The 14,251-nt window shown below is 72.2% G+C and carries 12 protein-coding genes; 7 read left to right on the plus strand and 5 right to left on the minus strand.

Going from position 1 to position 14,251, the window contains the following annotated elements:
* The first annotated feature begins 29 nt into the window (after positions 1-29).
* The 3 genes from SGFS_RS07445 (at position 30) to SGFS_RS07455 (ending at position 3,578) form a co-directional block, all read left to right on the plus strand.
* Positions 30-707, plus strand: coding sequence for a uracil-DNA glycosylase (locus SGFS_RS07445; RefSeq protein ID WP_286248685.1), 678 nt, complete (start codon positions 30-32; stop codon positions 705-707).
* 722 nt (positions 708-1,429) lie between these two features.
* On the plus strand, positions 1,430-2,473 hold the full coding sequence (locus SGFS_RS07450) for an N-acetylglucosamine kinase (protein ID WP_286259839.1): 1,044 nt from the start codon (positions 1,430-1,432) through the stop codon (positions 2,471-2,473).
* 181 nt (positions 2,474-2,654) lie between these two features.
* Positions 2,655-3,578 (plus strand): sirohydrochlorin chelatase, encoded by a 924-nt coding sequence (locus tag SGFS_RS07455; RefSeq protein WP_286248687.1) that lies wholly within the window; start codon positions 2,655-2,657, stop codon positions 3,576-3,578.
* A gap of 97 nt (positions 3,579-3,675) precedes the next feature.
* Here the strand turns inward: SGFS_RS07455 and SGFS_RS07460 are convergent, their stop codons facing one another.
* A complete protein-coding gene (locus SGFS_RS07460; RefSeq protein WP_286248689.1) occupies positions 3,676-4,725 on the minus strand; it encodes a lactonase family protein in 1,050 nt (349 codons plus the stop codon).
* Between the two features lie 276 nt (positions 4,726-5,001).
* The gene (locus SGFS_RS07465; RefSeq protein ID WP_286259841.1) at positions 5,002-6,495 is read right to left on the minus strand and encodes an FUSC family protein; all 1,494 of its coding nucleotides are present in this window, start codon (positions 6,493-6,495) and stop codon (positions 5,002-5,004) included.
* A 422-nt stretch (positions 6,496-6,917) separates the two neighbouring features.
* On the opposite strand from SGFS_RS07465, the gene SGFS_RS07470 reads away from it, so the two are divergent.
* The 4 genes from SGFS_RS07470 to SGFS_RS07485 all read left to right on the plus strand — a co-directional run bounded on the left by SGFS_RS07470 (position 6,918) and on the right by SGFS_RS07485 (position 11,474).
* Complete coding sequence (locus tag SGFS_RS07470; protein ID WP_286248691.1) at positions 6,918-7,964, plus strand: LacI family DNA-binding transcriptional regulator; 1,047 nt, start codon at positions 6,918-6,920, stop codon at positions 7,962-7,964.
* A 260-nt stretch (positions 7,965-8,224) separates the two neighbouring features.
* The gene (pgm, locus tag SGFS_RS07475) at positions 8,225-9,865 is read left to right on the plus strand and encodes a phosphoglucomutase (alpha-D-glucose-1,6-bisphosphate-dependent) (protein WP_286248692.1); all 1,641 of its coding nucleotides are present in this window, start codon (positions 8,225-8,227) and stop codon (positions 9,863-9,865) included.
* 408 nt (positions 9,866-10,273) lie between these two features.
* The gene (locus SGFS_RS07480; RefSeq protein WP_286259843.1) at positions 10,274-10,750 is read left to right on the plus strand and encodes an Lrp/AsnC family transcriptional regulator; all 477 of its coding nucleotides are present in this window, start codon (positions 10,274-10,276) and stop codon (positions 10,748-10,750) included.
* 28 nt (positions 10,751-10,778) lie between these two features.
* Positions 10,779-11,474, plus strand: coding sequence for an HAD family hydrolase (locus SGFS_RS07485; RefSeq protein WP_286248694.1), 696 nt, complete (start codon positions 10,779-10,781; stop codon positions 11,472-11,474).
* A 254-nt stretch (positions 11,475-11,728) separates the two neighbouring features.
* Here SGFS_RS07485 and paaE read toward each other — a convergent pair whose 3' ends face one another.
* From paaE to paaC, 3 genes are read right to left on the minus strand one after another with little or no spacing between them, the layout of a single operon-like run.
* Positions 11,729-12,913 (minus strand): 1,2-phenylacetyl-CoA epoxidase subunit PaaE, encoded by a 1,185-nt coding sequence (paaE, locus tag SGFS_RS07495; protein ID WP_286248696.1) that lies wholly within the window; start codon positions 12,911-12,913, stop codon positions 11,729-11,731.
* A complete protein-coding gene (gene paaD / locus SGFS_RS07500; protein WP_286248698.1) occupies positions 12,913-13,422 on the minus strand; it encodes a 1,2-phenylacetyl-CoA epoxidase subunit PaaD in 510 nt (169 codons plus the stop codon). Before paaD ends, paaE begins: the two co-directional genes overlap by 1 nt.
* Positions 13,416-14,243 (minus strand): 1,2-phenylacetyl-CoA epoxidase subunit PaaC, encoded by an 828-nt coding sequence (gene paaC / locus SGFS_RS07505; RefSeq protein ID WP_286248702.1) that lies wholly within the window; start codon positions 14,241-14,243, stop codon positions 13,416-13,418. The genes paaD and paaC overlap by 7 nt, the downstream gene beginning before the upstream one ends.
* Positions 14,244-14,251: the final 8 nt, after the last annotated feature.

Raw genomic sequence — 14,251 nt, forward strand, 5'->3', positions numbered from 1 at the left:
CTCTGTCGCTACGGCAGTAGGGTGACGCCGTGGCACCACGACCCTTGCATGAAATCGTCGAACCGGGCTGGGCGAAGGCACTGGAACCCGTGGCCGGACGGATCGCCGAGATGGGCGACTTCCTGCGCGCGGAGATCGCGGCCGGGCGCACCTACCTCCCGGCCGGACCGAACGTCCTACGGGCCTTCCAGCAGCCCTTCGACGAGGTCCGCGTCCTCATCGTCGGCCAGGACCCCTATCCGACGCCGGGGCACGCGGTGGGGCTGTCCTTCTCGGTCGCGCCGGAGGTACGGCCGCTGCCGGGCAGCCTGATCAACATCTACCGCGAACTGAACACGGACCTGGGTCTGCCCCAGCCGTCCAACGGCGACCTCACTCCGTGGACGCAGCAGGGCGTACTGCTGCTGAACAGGGCGCTCACCACGGCCCCGCGCAAGCCGGCGGCCCACCGCGGCAAGGGCTGGGAGGAGGTCACCGAGCAGGCGATACGGGCGCTGGCCGCGCGCGGACGCCCCTTGGTCTCCGTCCTCTGGGGCCGCGACGCCCGCAACCTCCGCCCCCTCCTCGGCGACCTCCCGTCCATCGAGTCCGCCCATCCCTCCCCCATGTCCGCCGACCGCGGTTTCTTCGGCTCGCGCCCCTTCAGCCGGGCCAACGACCTCCTGGCCCGCCAGGGCGGCGCCCCGGTGGACTGGCGCCTGCCATGACCGGCGCCGGGGCGGAGCGCGGGGTACCGAGTTGTTCGGGGCCGCGCGACGCCCCGGCGGAAACACCGGAGGGCGGCTCCGTGCCGCCTCACGGCACATCGACCGGGGCTGGGGCCTCGAAGCCGCTGTCCGGCTCTGGGAGCAACTGCGCCACCCCTCTCGGGGCACACGGCGCGGAGGCCGGCAGGGCTGTCACGGCCACTGAGCGGGCATGTGAGGCCGCGGCTGGGCATACCGGGGCTTCCGAGCGGGGCGGCTTCACGGCCAGGGGCGCGGGTGGGTCGGCAACGGCGAGCACCGAGTTGGTCACGCGGCCCGGCGACTCCGGGGTACCTGACGACGCGGCTGGACTCTCCTCCGTTTCCGGGCCGCATCACGTCCCGGCCCGGACTGCGGGTCGAGCGGCACCAGCGCACACCGAGACAGCCGGAAGACCCCGCGATTCCGGCGCACTCAACGACACCGTCGGACTCACCCTCACTCCCGCACCGCATCACGTCGTGGCCCGGGCTGCCGGCGGGACGCCCCGGGCTGCCGGCGGGACGGCACCGGCGCGCGCCGAGACCGCCGAGAGCCTCGGCTGTTCCAAGGCGCCTGACGACGCCGGACTCACCAGCGGCCCCGGACCGCGATGCGACGCGGCCCGGACCGGCGATGGGGCGGCACCGCGTCGTGACTCGGTCGAGGGTCTCGTTGGCCTCGTGACGGGCGGTGTTCTGTCCGTGGGTTCGCGTGGTCCTGGGGCCGCTCTCACGTCTGGGCCGGACTCGCTCGGCGCCGAGGCCCCTGTCGTTCTCGCCGTCGACTCCGGCGGCTCGGGCATGCGTGTGGTGTTGGCCGTGGGGGGTCGGGTCGTCGGGGGGCCGGTGGTGTCGAAGGAGCCGGTGCGGACCGGGGTGCGGGGGATCGACGCCGGGCATTTGTTGGCGCAACTGCTGCCCGTGGCAAGGGGGTTGGTCGAGGATGCCGGGGTCGGGGCGCTCGCGGCGGTGGCCGTGGGGGCCGCCGGGTTCGCGACGCTCGGGGAGCGGATGCGGGCCGAGTTGCCGTCCGCTCTCGGGCGTGAACTGGGGGTGCGGCGGGTCGCGCTCGTCGCTGACGCCGTGAGCGCCTACACCGGGGCCCTCGGCCCCTCGCCCGGCGTGGTGATCGCCGCCGGGACGGGGCTCATCGCGATCGGCACCGACCTGGAGCGCTGGCGGCGGGCGGACGGCTGGGGTCATCTGCTCGGGGACTGCGGCGGCGGGGCGTGGATCGGGCGAGCGGGGCTGGAGGCGGCGCTGCGGGCGCACGACGGGCGGCCCGGCGGTTCGGCGCGGCTGCTCACCCGTGCCGAGGAGCTGTTCGGCCCGGTGGCCGGGCTGCCCGGGCGGCTCTATCCGCGGCCCGACCGTCCGGCGGTTCTCGCGTCGTTCGCCCCCGAGGTCGCCGAAGCGGCCGCCCAGGCCGGGGACGACCCGGTGGCGGCGGACATCCTGCGCGCGGCGGCCCGCCACATGGCCGACTCCGCCGCCGCGGTGTGCCCCGCCTCGGGCGAGCCCCGAATCGCCCTCACGGGCGGCCTGTTCAAGCTCGGCGACCCCCTCCTCGTCCCCCTGGAGGCCGAGTTGGCCGAGCGGCTGCCGTATGCGCGGCGGGTGCCGGCCGAAGGCGATCCGCTGGCCGGTTCCGTGCGTATCGCGACCGATCTTGCCGTTGGCGGACTCCGGTTGCCGTACGACGAGCAGATGTTATACGTGGTGGCCGAAAAGCAGCACCCGAAATAGGTATCAAACCCGCCTGTCGGACAAGCACCGCCATGCACAACCACAGACGGTACGCGGCAGTTGAATGCGGTACCGATCGGCCCTGATCGCCACGTAACTCATCAGACAAATCCGGACGGATACCGCTCACCTGCACCCTCCCCGAACAGGGGAGCCCAGGAAGCCAGTAGCATGCGGCGCCATGAGCTCCCCCACTGGGCCCGCATCCGGCCTGCCTGTACGAATGCCGCGACCCCGCCAGCCGGGGCGACACCGTCGCCCCGAGCCCCTGGCGGCTCCCGAGGGCGCGCCCGCGCTCGTCCTCGCGGTGCCGGGCACGCCCAGCGCCGCCACGCGCAGCCTCGCCGAGGAGGTCGTGAGCATCGCGCGCTCCGAGCTCCCCGGCCTCGACGCCCGGATCGGGTACGTCGACGGGGACGGCGCGGAGTTCCCCACCCTGCAGTCCGTGCTCACGCACGCCGCCGAGGAGCGCACCGCCCGCTTCGAGCAGGCCCGTGCCGCGGGCCTGGACGTCAAGGAGCCGGACGGCCCCGTCTCCGTCGTCGTGCCGCTGTTGGCCGGTCCGGACAGCGCGACGCTGCGCCAGGTCCGCCAGGCCGTCATGGAGAGCCGTGTCGCGGCCGACCTGACCGATGTCCTCGGCCCGCACCCGCTGCTCGCCGAGGCGCTGCACGTGCGTCTCTCCGAGGCCGGCCTGGCCCGCGCCGACCGCGCCCGCCTCTTCACCGTGGCGACCGCAGCCGACGGCATCATCCTCGCCTCTGTGGGCGGCGAGGAGGCCGTGCAGGCCGCCGGGATCACGGGCATGCTGCTTGCCGCGCGGCTCGCCGTGCCGGTGATGGCCGCCGCGCTCGACCAGGAGGGCTCGATCCAGTCCGTGGCCGAGCAGCTGCGCTCCTCGGGCTCCCAGCAGCTCGCCCTCGCGCCGTATCTGATAGGGCCGGAGATCGACGCGGAGCTGGTCCTGGCGGCCGCTCAGGAGGCGGGCTGCTCCGCCGCCGAGGCGCTCGGTCCGTACCCGGCGATCGGCAAGCTGGCGCTCGGCAAGTACACGACGGCGCTCGGCATCGCTCCGCAGCAGCCGCAGGGCATGCCGGTCCGCTGAGGCCGGCCGTACCCGGTGGGTACACCTCGTACCCCTGGTACACGCCGAAGGGCCCGCTCCCCGTCACAGGAGCGGGCCCTCGGCCGTTCTCGGGGTGTCAGCCGTCGAGGAGCACGCACGAGGCCGCGGGCGTCTCGATCGAGCCACGGCGGCGGGGCACTCCGGTGTCCGGGTCGACTGCGAACCATGTGACGTCCCCGGGGCGTTCGTTGGCGACGTACAGCCATCCCTCGTGGAACGTGACGTCGCGCGGCCAGTGGCCGCCACAGGGCACGGTCGTCACGAGGCGCAGCGCCGCGCCCGCCTCCTCGACCGCGAACACCGACAGCAGGTCCGGGCCTCGGGTCGCCGTCCACACGAAACGGCCGTCGGGCGAGACGACGACTTCGGAGGGGTACGCGTCGCCGTCGGGGGCGCCCGGGAGCACCGGGGTCTCGCCGAGCGGCTCCAGGAGCCCGTCGGCGGCGTTCCAGCGGCAGACGGTGACGGTGGGGGCGAGTTCGTTCAGCACATAGGCGTACGAGCCGGCCGGGTGGAAGGTGAGGTGGCGCGGCCCGGAGCCAGGGCGTAGGCGGGTCTCGCGGTGAACCACGGGTGTGCCGTCCCGCAAGGCGCACACTCGCACCGAGTCCGTGCCGAGGTCGACCGAGACGAACCAGCGGCCGCCGGGGGCGGGGAGGACCTGGTGGGCGTGCGGGGTTCGCTGGTGCTCGGGGTGCGGGCCCGAGCCGGTGTGGCGGAGGGTGCCCGACGCGGTGTGCGTGAGGGTGGCGTCGAGGCGGAGGGGGACGGCGGTGACGCTTCCGGAGCCGTGGTCGGCGGTCAGGACATGGTCGGCGAAGAGGGTGAGGTGGGTGGGGCCGCTGCCGACCGGTACCGGGGAACCTGCCGGTTCGGGCTTGTCGCCTGTCACGCGGTACGCGGCGATCGCACCCTCGGTCGTCTCGCCGGCCGCGTAGAGGGTGGTCCCGTCCGGGGAGAGGGTGAGGTACGAGGGGTCGGGGAAGTCGTCCGTGGTGCTCAGGACGGTCAGGGCGCCGGTTTCGGCGTTCACGGAGGCCAGGAGGATGCCCGGGCCTCCGGCCGACGTGTAGGAGCCGATGTAGGCCCGTCGTCGGCGCTTGTCGTTCGGTGTCGGTGCCGCCACTGTGGTCCCCTCCCGGTGGTGTGGTGTTCGGGGGACAGTAGCAGTAGGTCTAGACCAGTGGGTGTCGGGTGCGTGAGGGTTTCTGCCGCGGGGGTTTTCTTCGCCCCCGCCGCCCGTACCCATTCCCGTCCACTGGGGGCTGCGCCCCCAAGTCCCCCGGTTTCGGCTGCGGGTTCGTCGTGGCTGGTCGCGCAGTTCCCCGCGCCCCTTGCGGGGCGCACGTTCAGCCCCTCCCGCGTGTGTGGAGCGAGGTTCGGTAGCGCTAGCGACTCTCGCTCACGAACCCGTCAGCCGAGAACCCGGAGACGATCCGAGCGGCATCGCCAGCTCCGACAGTGCCTTCTCCAGCTTGTGCAGATGCACGTGGGCCGGCCCCGCCTCCGCCTGATGGGCCGTCTCCTGGGCGGCAGCTTCTACTCGTCCCGGGCGGCGCGCGGTCAAGGCTTCCACTGCGGACTTCACACGCCAGCAGGCAGCGACCAAGGAGGCCTCGTGCAGCCTGGCCGGGTCGGCGGTGGCGGAACCCAGGGCTCGTACCTCGTTCACGCAGTCGTCGAGCAACTGAATCGTCTGACGAGCGCGCTCCTTGCGGGCGCGGAACGGGTTGAGAGGGTGTACCAGCGGAGCCAGTGCCACCCTTGCTCGGCCGAACAACAGCTCCAACTCCGCGGCGTGCGGGGCCGGGTCGGCCTCGGGGTCGCCTTCGAGCCGAGCAGCCGTGGCGGTTGTGGCGGCATGTACGCAGTGCAGGGCCCGCTGGATCCAGGCGTCGTTCGTCGCGTGTGTCGTGACCGGAAGCACGAGGACCACGGCGAGCATGGCGCACACCGCGCCCACGCCTGTCTCCACGAGACGGAGTACGAGCAGGTCGGCATCCAGCACGCCCAACAATCCGTAGAGGAGGCTGGCCATGACGGTCACCGCCAGAATCATCCAGGAGTACGAGACCGCTGCCGTATAGAAGATGCCGAAGACGCAGAACGCGACCAGCCCGACCGACGGCGTAGGCGCCCCATTCAGTGGAACGGCGACAAGAAGGCCGACAGCGACACCGATCACGGTTCCCAGGACGCGGCGAAAACCGCGAACAAGGGTCTCGCCTCGGGACGCCGTATTGACGAATATCCACCAGGCGGTACCAACGGCCCAGTACCAGCGGTCTTCGGAGAATGCCTGGCCGATGAGGAGTGCGAGGGAGCAGGCAACCGCGGCTTGGACAGCCTGCCGAGTGGTTGTCCGCGACAGACCCGTGCCGGGCAATTCGGCGGGAACGAAAACGGGCGAGCCACCGCGTTCGATGGGCCAGAGCAGAAAGCGCACCGTGGCGGCCACCAACAGTGCGAGGACCATCGCGGCGTACAACTCGGGCAGTTGTGCGGGGACGGCGTGCAGGAACTGCGTCACGAAGAAGCTCATGAAAGCGAAGATCCCGAGCGCCTGACCACGTGCCCCCCATCTACGGGCATAGACGCCACAGAAGACTGTGGCCACGAACGCGACGTCCCTGACGGTGGTGACACCGTGCAACGCGGTGGCGAGTGCCAGAACCGGAAATCCAGCCGCGGGCAGAAGGGCAGTGGTGATCCGCTGGGCACCGACGGTCGGATCGGTGACGGTGAAAAGGGCGAGGAGCGCGGCGAGGCCGCCGGTGATCGACGCGGAGAGGGAGAAGCCACAGAGTTCGGAGGCAGCCACCGCGGCTCCGACGCCGATCACGGCGCGGGCCGAATTCCGCAGTCGCAGGCGGCCCGGATCTGGAGCTATGAACATCCTCTTCATGGCAGTGGGCCGCCCCTTGCTGTGGTGCACGCCGTGCGCGCGGCGGTCTGGGGTGTCAGACACAACGGCACAGCGAAAGCGCCGCGCTCCGGTCCGGCCTCGTCGCCGTCCGGCGCGCGGCGCCGAGTACATGGATACGGCAAAGATAAGCACGCTTGCTCCAATGGCTCAACAGCTGATGACTCGACTGATCCATTGGCTCAGCCAGGGACCTGGAGAGTCGACTGTTGGTAGGCCAACGGATCAGGCGGCGAGCATGTCGCACGCGGAACGCTTCTCAGCTGCCACGGTTCGAAAGAGGCATCCGCGCTCTTGACGTACGACCTCATGACTGCATAGACATGACGCGTGGTCAGTGACCGCGCGGTCATACTGTTGGCCTGGTTCGGTGGACACGACCGTCGGGAGCTCTCATGACACGAGTGGTGGGGCGGATCGCGGCCTCTTCCGCGCCGCGCAGCGCGGACGTGGCCCGCGCGGCGGGGGTCTCCCGCAAGACGGTGTCGCGGGTCCTGAACAACGAGCCGTACGTGTCCGACGAGCTCCGCCGACGCGTCCTCGATGCCGCCGTGGAACTCGGGTACCGGCTGAACCACGCCGCCAGGGCGCTGGCCTCGGGGCGGAACCGCTCCATCGGCGTCGTCGCCCTGGGGACGGCCGGATACGGCACCGCCTCGCTCCTCGTGGGCATCGAGAAGGCCGTACGGGACGCAGGCTACGCACTGCGTGTGGTCAACACCGAGGACGGGGACCCCGAAGGCATCTCCGGCGCCGTGATGTCTCTCCTCGAACAGGGAGTTGACGGCGTCGTCGTCTCCGAACCCGTTGTGGAGGGCGAGGTCTCCCTCAGGGTCGATGTGCCGGTGCTCTTCCTGGGCGCGCCACCGGCCTTCACCGCTGCCCGGACCCTCAGCGTGGGCGTGGGCGCCCACGCGCTGGCGCGGGCGGCCACCGATCACCTGCTGGATCTGGGACACACGACCGTCCATCACGTCGCCGGTCCCCGGCGCTGGTACGCCTCCAAGGACCGTATCGAGGGATGGCGGGCGGCGTTGGCGGCACGGGGCGCGCCCGAACAGCCGGTGGTCGAGGGCGACTGGTCGCCCGCCTCCGGCTACGCGGCGGGCCGCGAGCTGGCTGCGGACAGCTCCGTGACCGCGGTGTTCGTGGCGGGTGACGAAATGGCCGTCGGCCTGATCCACGCCCTGCGGGAGGCCGGACGCCGTGTGCCGGAGGACATCAGCGTGGTCGGTTTCGACGGCAACCCCGTCTTCGCGTACGTCACTCCACCGCTGACCACCGCGCGTCAGCCCTTCGACGCCGCGGCACGGGAGGGAATCAGGCTGCTCGTGCACGCCATCGAGGAGCCGGAGACCGATCTGCCGCCTGCGGGCGAGCCGCCGGTCGAACTCGTCGTCCGCGGCTCGACCGCACCTCCGCCGTCCTACGGGGTCGGGTAGTTCACACCGCCTGAACACCTGCCCCGCCTCGATGAGCGCGGCTGCGACGGGCCGCCCGGTGCCGCTGCCCACGTCCAGCGTCCGCGCGGCGGGCGGTGGTTGGTCCTCGTGCCTCGCGTCGATGTCCCTTCGCTCGCCGGCCGCACCGTCGCACCCGCCGGACGCGTGCCACAACGGCCGCCCGATGCGCGTCCCGGCGGGCCGGGCAGGGGAGAATGAGGGCCGTACCCAACGGTCGACCCTTGCAGAGGAGCGGGAAAATGCAGGACGCGCGAGCGGGGCAGGTCGCCGGGCCCGAGGACCTCATCGATGTGGCCCGCCTGGTCACGGCGTACTACGCGCTGCACCCCGACCCGGCCGAGCCCGGGCAACGGGTGGCGTTCGGCACCTCGGGACACCGCGGTTCGGCCCTCGCCGCGGCGTTCAACGAGGACCACATCGCGGCCACCAGCCAGGCCATCTGCGAGTACCGCGCCGCCCAGGGCACCGACGGCCCCCTCTTCCTCGGCGCCGACACCCACGCCCTGTCCGAGCCGGCGCGGATCACGGCACTGGAGGTGTTCGCCGCCAACGACGTGACCGTCCTCATCGACCAGGCCGACGGCTACACGCCCACCCCTGCGGTCTCGCACGCCATCCTCGCCCACAACCGCAACCGCACCGCCGGCCTCGCCGACGGCGTCGTGGTCACCCCCTCGCACAACCCGCCCGCCGACGGCGGCTTCAAGTACAACCCGCCGAGCGGCGGCCCCGCCGGTTCCGAGGCGACCTCCTGGATCCAGGACCGCGCCAACGAGATCATCACCGGCGGCCTGAAGGACGTACGGCGCGTCCCCTACGCCCGCGCCCTGGCCGCACCCGGCACCGGCCGTTACGACTTCCTCGGCACCTACGTGGCCGACCTGCCGAACGTGCTGGACCTGGACGCGATCCGGGCCGCCGGTGTGCGCATCGGCGCCGATCCGCTGGGCGGCGCCTCGGTCGCCTACTGGGGCCGGATCGCCGAACAGCACCGGCTCGACCTGACGGTGGTCAACCCGCTCACCGACCCCACCTGGCGCTTCATGACGCTGGACTGGGACGGCAAGATCCGCATGGACTGCTCCTCGCCGTACGCCATGGCCTCGCTCATCGAGCGGCGCGACCAGTTCGACATCGCCACCGGCAACGACGCCGACGCCGACCGGCACGGCATCGTCACACCGGACGGGGGCCTGATGAACCCCAACCACTATCTGGCCGTGGCGATCTCGTACCTGTTCTCGCACCGGGAGCAGTGGCCCGCGGGCGCCGGGATCGGCAAGACCCTGGTGTCCTCCAGCATGATCGACCGGGTCGCGGCGGACGTCGGCCGGCAGTTGGTCGAAGTCCCCGTCGGCTTCAAGTGGTTCGTGGACGGCCTGTCCGACGGCTCGCTCGGCTTCGGCGGCGAGGAGTCGGCGGGCGCGTCCTTCCTGCGCCGGGACGGCTCGGTGTGGACCACCGACAAGGACGGCATCATCCTGGCCCTGCTCGCCTCCGAGATCACGGCGGTCACGGGCAAGACGCCGTCGCAGCACTACACCCAGCTCACCGACCGCTTCGGCGCCCCCGCCTACGCGCGCGTCGACGCCCCCGCCTCCCGCGAGGAGAAGGCACTGCTCGCCAAGCTGTCCCCGCGCCAGATCACCGCCGACACCCTCGCCGGCGAGCCGGTCACCACGGTCCTCACCGAGGCCCCCGGCAACGGCGCCGCCCTCGGCGGGATCAAGGTGGCCACCGCCAACGCCTGGTTCGCGGCCCGCCCTTCGGGCACCGAGGACGTCTACAAGATCTACGCGGAGTCCTTCCTCGGCCCGGACCATCTGCGCCGGATCCAGGAGGAGGCCAGGTCCGTGGTGTTCGCGGCGCTGGGCGCCTGAGGCGACAAGCGGGGGGCAGGGGTGGACGGGACCGTGTCGACGGCGCTGATCGCCGCCGGAGCCGCGATCGGCGGCGGTGGGCGCTGACCGAAGTGTTCACCCGGCTTCCCGCTGAAGAACGTCCGGCCCGAGGACCTGCTCACCGCCCGTGAGCGTCAGGTACTCGTCCAGGTGGGCCGCGGTCCGTCCAACGCGGAGATCGCGGCCACGCCGTACCTCGCGGAGGCGACCGTGGAGTCCCACCTGGGCGAATCCTTCAGAAGCTCGAACCTCGCGACCGCGTACAGGCCGTGGTCTTCGCCCGCCAGAGCCGCCTCATTCACCCCGACTGACGACGCGAGCCCGACCCACCGGGCCATTGGTACATTCCTTCGCGATCACCCCATAGCGCAGGGAGGCCGACGGACCATGGCCGTGGACGAGCTCGACACCCGCATCCTCCGGCTGCTGCTGGAACAGCCGCGCACCAGCGTGCGTGAGTACGCCCGGATCCTCGGCGTCGCCCGCGGGACGCTCCAGGCGCGGCTCGACCGGCTGGAGCGCGATGGTGTGATCACCGGTTCGAGCCCTTCGCTCTCCCCCGCCGCGCTCGGCCACCCGGTGCTCGCCTTCGTACACATCGAGGTGACCCAGGGGCATCTCGATGATGTGGGGGACGCGCTGGCGGCCGTACCGGAGATCGTCGAGGCGTTCTCGATCACCGGTGGCGGCGATCTGCTGACGCGGGTCGTGGCCCGGGACAACGCGCATCTGGAGGATGTGATCCAGGTGCTGATCAGCCTGCCGGGTGTGGTCCGCACCCGTACAGAAGTGGCGCTGCGGGAGCGGGTGCCGCACCGGCTGCTGCCGTTGGTGGAGGCGGTGGGCAGGGCGGCGAGGAATTGAGCCCCGGCAGGCTGGGATCCTGGATCCCATGAGCACTCTCGACGGCACTTCGGTCATCTTCGATCTCGACGGAACGCTCGTGGACAGTGAGCCGAACTACTTCGAAGCGTCGCGCGAGCTGCTCGCCGCTCATGGCGTACGCGAGTACAGCTGGCAGGACAACGAGGAATACGTGGGCATCGGCACCTGGGAGACGCTCGGGCTCTGGAAGGAGCGGTACGGGATCCGGGCGCCGCGCGCCGCACTCCTCGACGAGCTGGACCGCCGCTATCTGGAGCTGGCCCGCGTCTCCACCCGCGTCTTCCCGGAGATGCGGGGGTTCGTGGAGCTGCTGGCGGCCGAGGAGGTGGCGATGGCCGTGGCCTCGGGGTCGTCGCGCCCGGCCATCGAGGCGATCCTCTCCGGCACGGGTCTGGACGCGTATCTGCGGACCGTCGTGTCGGCCGACGAGGTCGAGCGCGGCAAGCCCGCCCCCGACATCTTCCTGGAGGCCGCCCGCCGGCTGGGGGCGGCCCCGGGCGACTGTGTGGTCCTGGAGGACGCGGCTCCGGGCGCGGCCGCCGCCCACGCGGCCGGGATGCGCTGCGTCGCGATCCCGTACGTCCCCGCCCACGCCGGCCTTCCGGCTTTCGCGACCGCCGGGCTGCTGCTGCGGGGCGGCCAGAGCGAGTTCACGGCCCGGTCGGCGTACGACTGGATCGCCACCGCGTCGGGTTCCTGCTGAAGGAGGCCCTGCCGGGTGAACTCGTCGCCGGCATCCGCGCGGTAGCCACCGGGGACGCCGTCGTCTTCCCCGGCCGGACGCGCACGCTCATCGACGCCTTCACCAGCCACCTCCCCGGCCGCGCACCCGAGCAGGAACCCCGGCTCGCCGGTCTCACCCAGCGCGAGCACGAGGTGCGACCGCGATGGCCGGGGCCCGCGGCGAGGCGTTCGACGTGGGGCTGGTCCGGCCCGCGTAGGCGCCCGAGCAGTGCCTCAGCTGTCGAAGTCGACCGTGAGCGTCTCGGAGACCGGGTACGACTGGCAGGTCAGGACGTAGCCCGCGTCGACCTCGCTCTTCTCCAGGGCGAAGTTGCGGCGCATGTCGGCCTTGCCGTCGGTGACGAGGGCGCGGCAGGTGCCGCAGACGCCGCCCTTGCAGGCGAAGGGCAGGTCGGGGCGGGTGCGCTGGGCCCCGTCGAGGATGGACCGGTCGCGGGAGAGCGCGGAGGTCGTGGAGCGGCCGTCGAGGGTGATGGTGACCTCACTGACGGGTCCCTCGACGGCGGCCTCGTCGTGGCGGACTTCGCGTACGGGTTCGTCGTCGGCGTAGAACAGCTCCTGGTGGACGCGGTCGGCGGGCACGCCGAGGCCGGTGAGGACCTGCTGGGCGTCGCGGACCATGCCGTGGGGGCCGCACAGCCACCAGTGGTCGGCGGCCGTGACGTCGACGAGGGAGCCGATCAGCGCCGAGAGTCGCCCGGCGTCGAGGCGCCCGGAGAGCAGCTCGGCCTCGCGGGGTTCCCGGGACAGCACATGGGCGAGCTGGAACCGGGTCGGGTACAGGTCCTTCAGGTCGGCGAGCTCGTCGGCGAACATCACCGTGTCGGTGCGCCGGTTGCCGTAGAAGAGGGTGACGGTCGAGCGGTCGTCGGCGGCGAGGACGGACTCGGCGATGGACAGCATGGGGGTGATGCCGGAGCCGGCCGCGATCAGGACGTGGTCGCCGGGGGTGGTGAGGTCGGGGGTGAAGGCGCCGGTCGGGGCCATCACCTCGACGGTCTCGCCGGGGCGCACGCCCTTGACCAGCCACTCCGAGAACAGGCCTCCCGGCACGACCCGTACGCCGATGCGCGGCACGGAACCGGCGGGTGAGCAGATCGAGTAGGAGCGGCGCTCGTCCCGCCCGTCGATCTCGCGGCGCAGGGTGAGCGACTGGCCGGGCGCGAAGTCGAACTCCTCGGCCAGCTCGTCCGGGATCGTGAAGCTGACGGCCGCCGCGTCACCGCACAGCGGCTGCACGGCGGCCACGCGGAGGGGGTGGAAGGAGGGGCGGCGACGGGTACGGGGGCGAGCAGCGGGAGCGGACACGGCCGTCGGCTCGGCTCTCGGCGCTTCCCTCACGCCGCCCGCCGACTCCTCCCGCAGGCCTCCCGTCGACTCTTCCTTGAGGCCTTCCATCAGATCTCCTTGACGTACTCGAACGGCTCGCGGCAGGCGCGGCAGCGCCACAGGGCCTTGCAGGACGTGGCGGCGAAGCGGGAGGTCTCCTCGGTGTCCGCCGAGCCGCAGCGGGGGCACGGGACCGTGCGCCGGATGGGTGAGAGCGTGAGCGTGACGGGGCCGCGCGGGGCCGCTCCGGGCGGGGCGATGCCGTGCTCGGAGAGCTTGCGGCGGCCTGCCGGGGTGATCCAGTCGCTGGTCCAGGGCGGGTGCAGGACCGTGCGGATCTCCACCCGGTCGTACCCGGCCGCGCCGAGCCGCGCAGCCACGTCGGCGCGCATCTCGGCCATGGCCGGGCAGCCCGAGTACGTGGGCGTGAGGCTCGCGACTACCGTGCCGTCGTCGGTGACCTCGACCCCACGCAGGACGCCGAGGTCGGCGAGGGTGAGCATCGGCAGCTCGGGGTCGGGCACCTGCTCGGCGATGTGCCGGGCGCGCCGGGCGTCGAGCGGTGTGGTGGTCACCATGTCGCCTCCGGGTGGGCGCGGGCGACGCTCTGCAGCTCGGCGAGCAGCGGGACGAGATGCCCGGTGTGGTCGCCCGCACGTCCCGCGCCCGACGCCGGCCGGTACACGGGCATCGGCAGTCCGGCGGCCTCGGTGACCTGGCGCAGCACAGCGACCACGTCGTCCCGTACGTCGTACGCCGTGAACAACTCGCCGACGTACGGGGCGACCTGTTCCAGTGCCTTCCGCATCCGCCGGTGCGACTCCTCGGTGCCGTCACCGAGGCGTACGGCCCACTCGGCCGCGTACTGCCGGTGGTACGTCAGTTCCTTGACGCCCTTCGCGGCGATCGCCGACAGGACCGGGTCGGTGTGGCCGGCGAGCCGCTCGAAGTGGGCGAGTCGCCAGCTGGCGAGAATCAGCAGCCGGACGACGGAGAACGCGAAGTCACCATTGGGGAGTTCGGCCAGGCGTACGTTGCGGAAGTCGTCGGCGTCGCGGAAGTAGGCGTACGCGTCCTCGTCGCGGCCGGTGCCGTCGACCTGACCGGCGCGGGAGTACAGGAGCCGGGCCTGGCCGAGGAGGTCAAGGCCGATGTTGGCGAGGGCCACCTCCTCCTCCAGTTCGGGGGCGCGAGTCGTCCACTCGGCGAGCCGCTGGGCGGAGACCAGGGCGTCGTCGGCGAGGGCCACGCAGTCCGCGGCGAGCCGGCCGGTGTCGACGCCCTCGGGCACGGTGGTGTCCACGCCGTGCAGGGGGTCCTCGAAGCCGGTGCCGTAGGCCCAGCGGGCGTCGTCCTCATGTCCCTCGGCGAGGGTCAGGTAGACGTGGTCGTCACTCATGCCCTGCT

Origin of the sequence: Streptomyces graminofaciens (assembly GCF_030294945.1) — a bacterium.
Classification (GTDB): Bacteria; Actinomycetota; Actinomycetes; order Streptomycetales; family Streptomycetaceae; genus Streptomyces; species Streptomyces graminofaciens.

What these genes read in the sequence shown, in the direction of transcription:
- pgm (WP_286248692.1), top strand. Translation starts at nt 8,225, where the DNA reads ATGCAGGACGCGCGAGCGGGGCAGGTCGCCGGGCCCGAGGACCTCATC.
- paaE (WP_286248696.1), bottom strand. Translation starts at nt 12,913, where the DNA reads ATGGAAGGCCTCAAGGAAGAGTCGACGGGAGGCCTGCGGGAGGAGTCG.
- SGFS_RS07465 (WP_286259841.1), bottom strand. Translation starts at nt 6,495, where the DNA reads ATGTTCATAGCTCCAGATCCGGGCCGCCTGCGACTGCGGAATTCGGCC.
- paaD (WP_286248698.1), bottom strand. Translation starts at nt 13,422, where the DNA reads ATGGTGACCACCACACCGCTCGACGCCCGGCGCGCCCGGCACATCGCC.
- paaC (WP_286248702.1), bottom strand. Translation starts at nt 14,243, where the DNA reads ATGAGTGACGACCACGTCTACCTGACCCTCGCCGAGGGACATGAGGAC.
- SGFS_RS07480 (WP_286259843.1), top strand. Translation starts at nt 10,274, where the DNA reads ATGGCCGTGGACGAGCTCGACACCCGCATCCTCCGGCTGCTGCTGGAA.
- SGFS_RS07485 (WP_286248694.1), top strand. Translation starts at nt 10,779, where the DNA reads ATGAGCACTCTCGACGGCACTTCGGTCATCTTCGATCTCGACGGAACG.
- SGFS_RS07470 (WP_286248691.1), top strand. Translation starts at nt 6,918, where the DNA reads ATGACACGAGTGGTGGGGCGGATCGCGGCCTCTTCCGCGCCGCGCAGC.
- SGFS_RS07455 (WP_286248687.1), top strand. Translation starts at nt 2,655, where the DNA reads ATGAGCTCCCCCACTGGGCCCGCATCCGGCCTGCCTGTACGAATGCCG.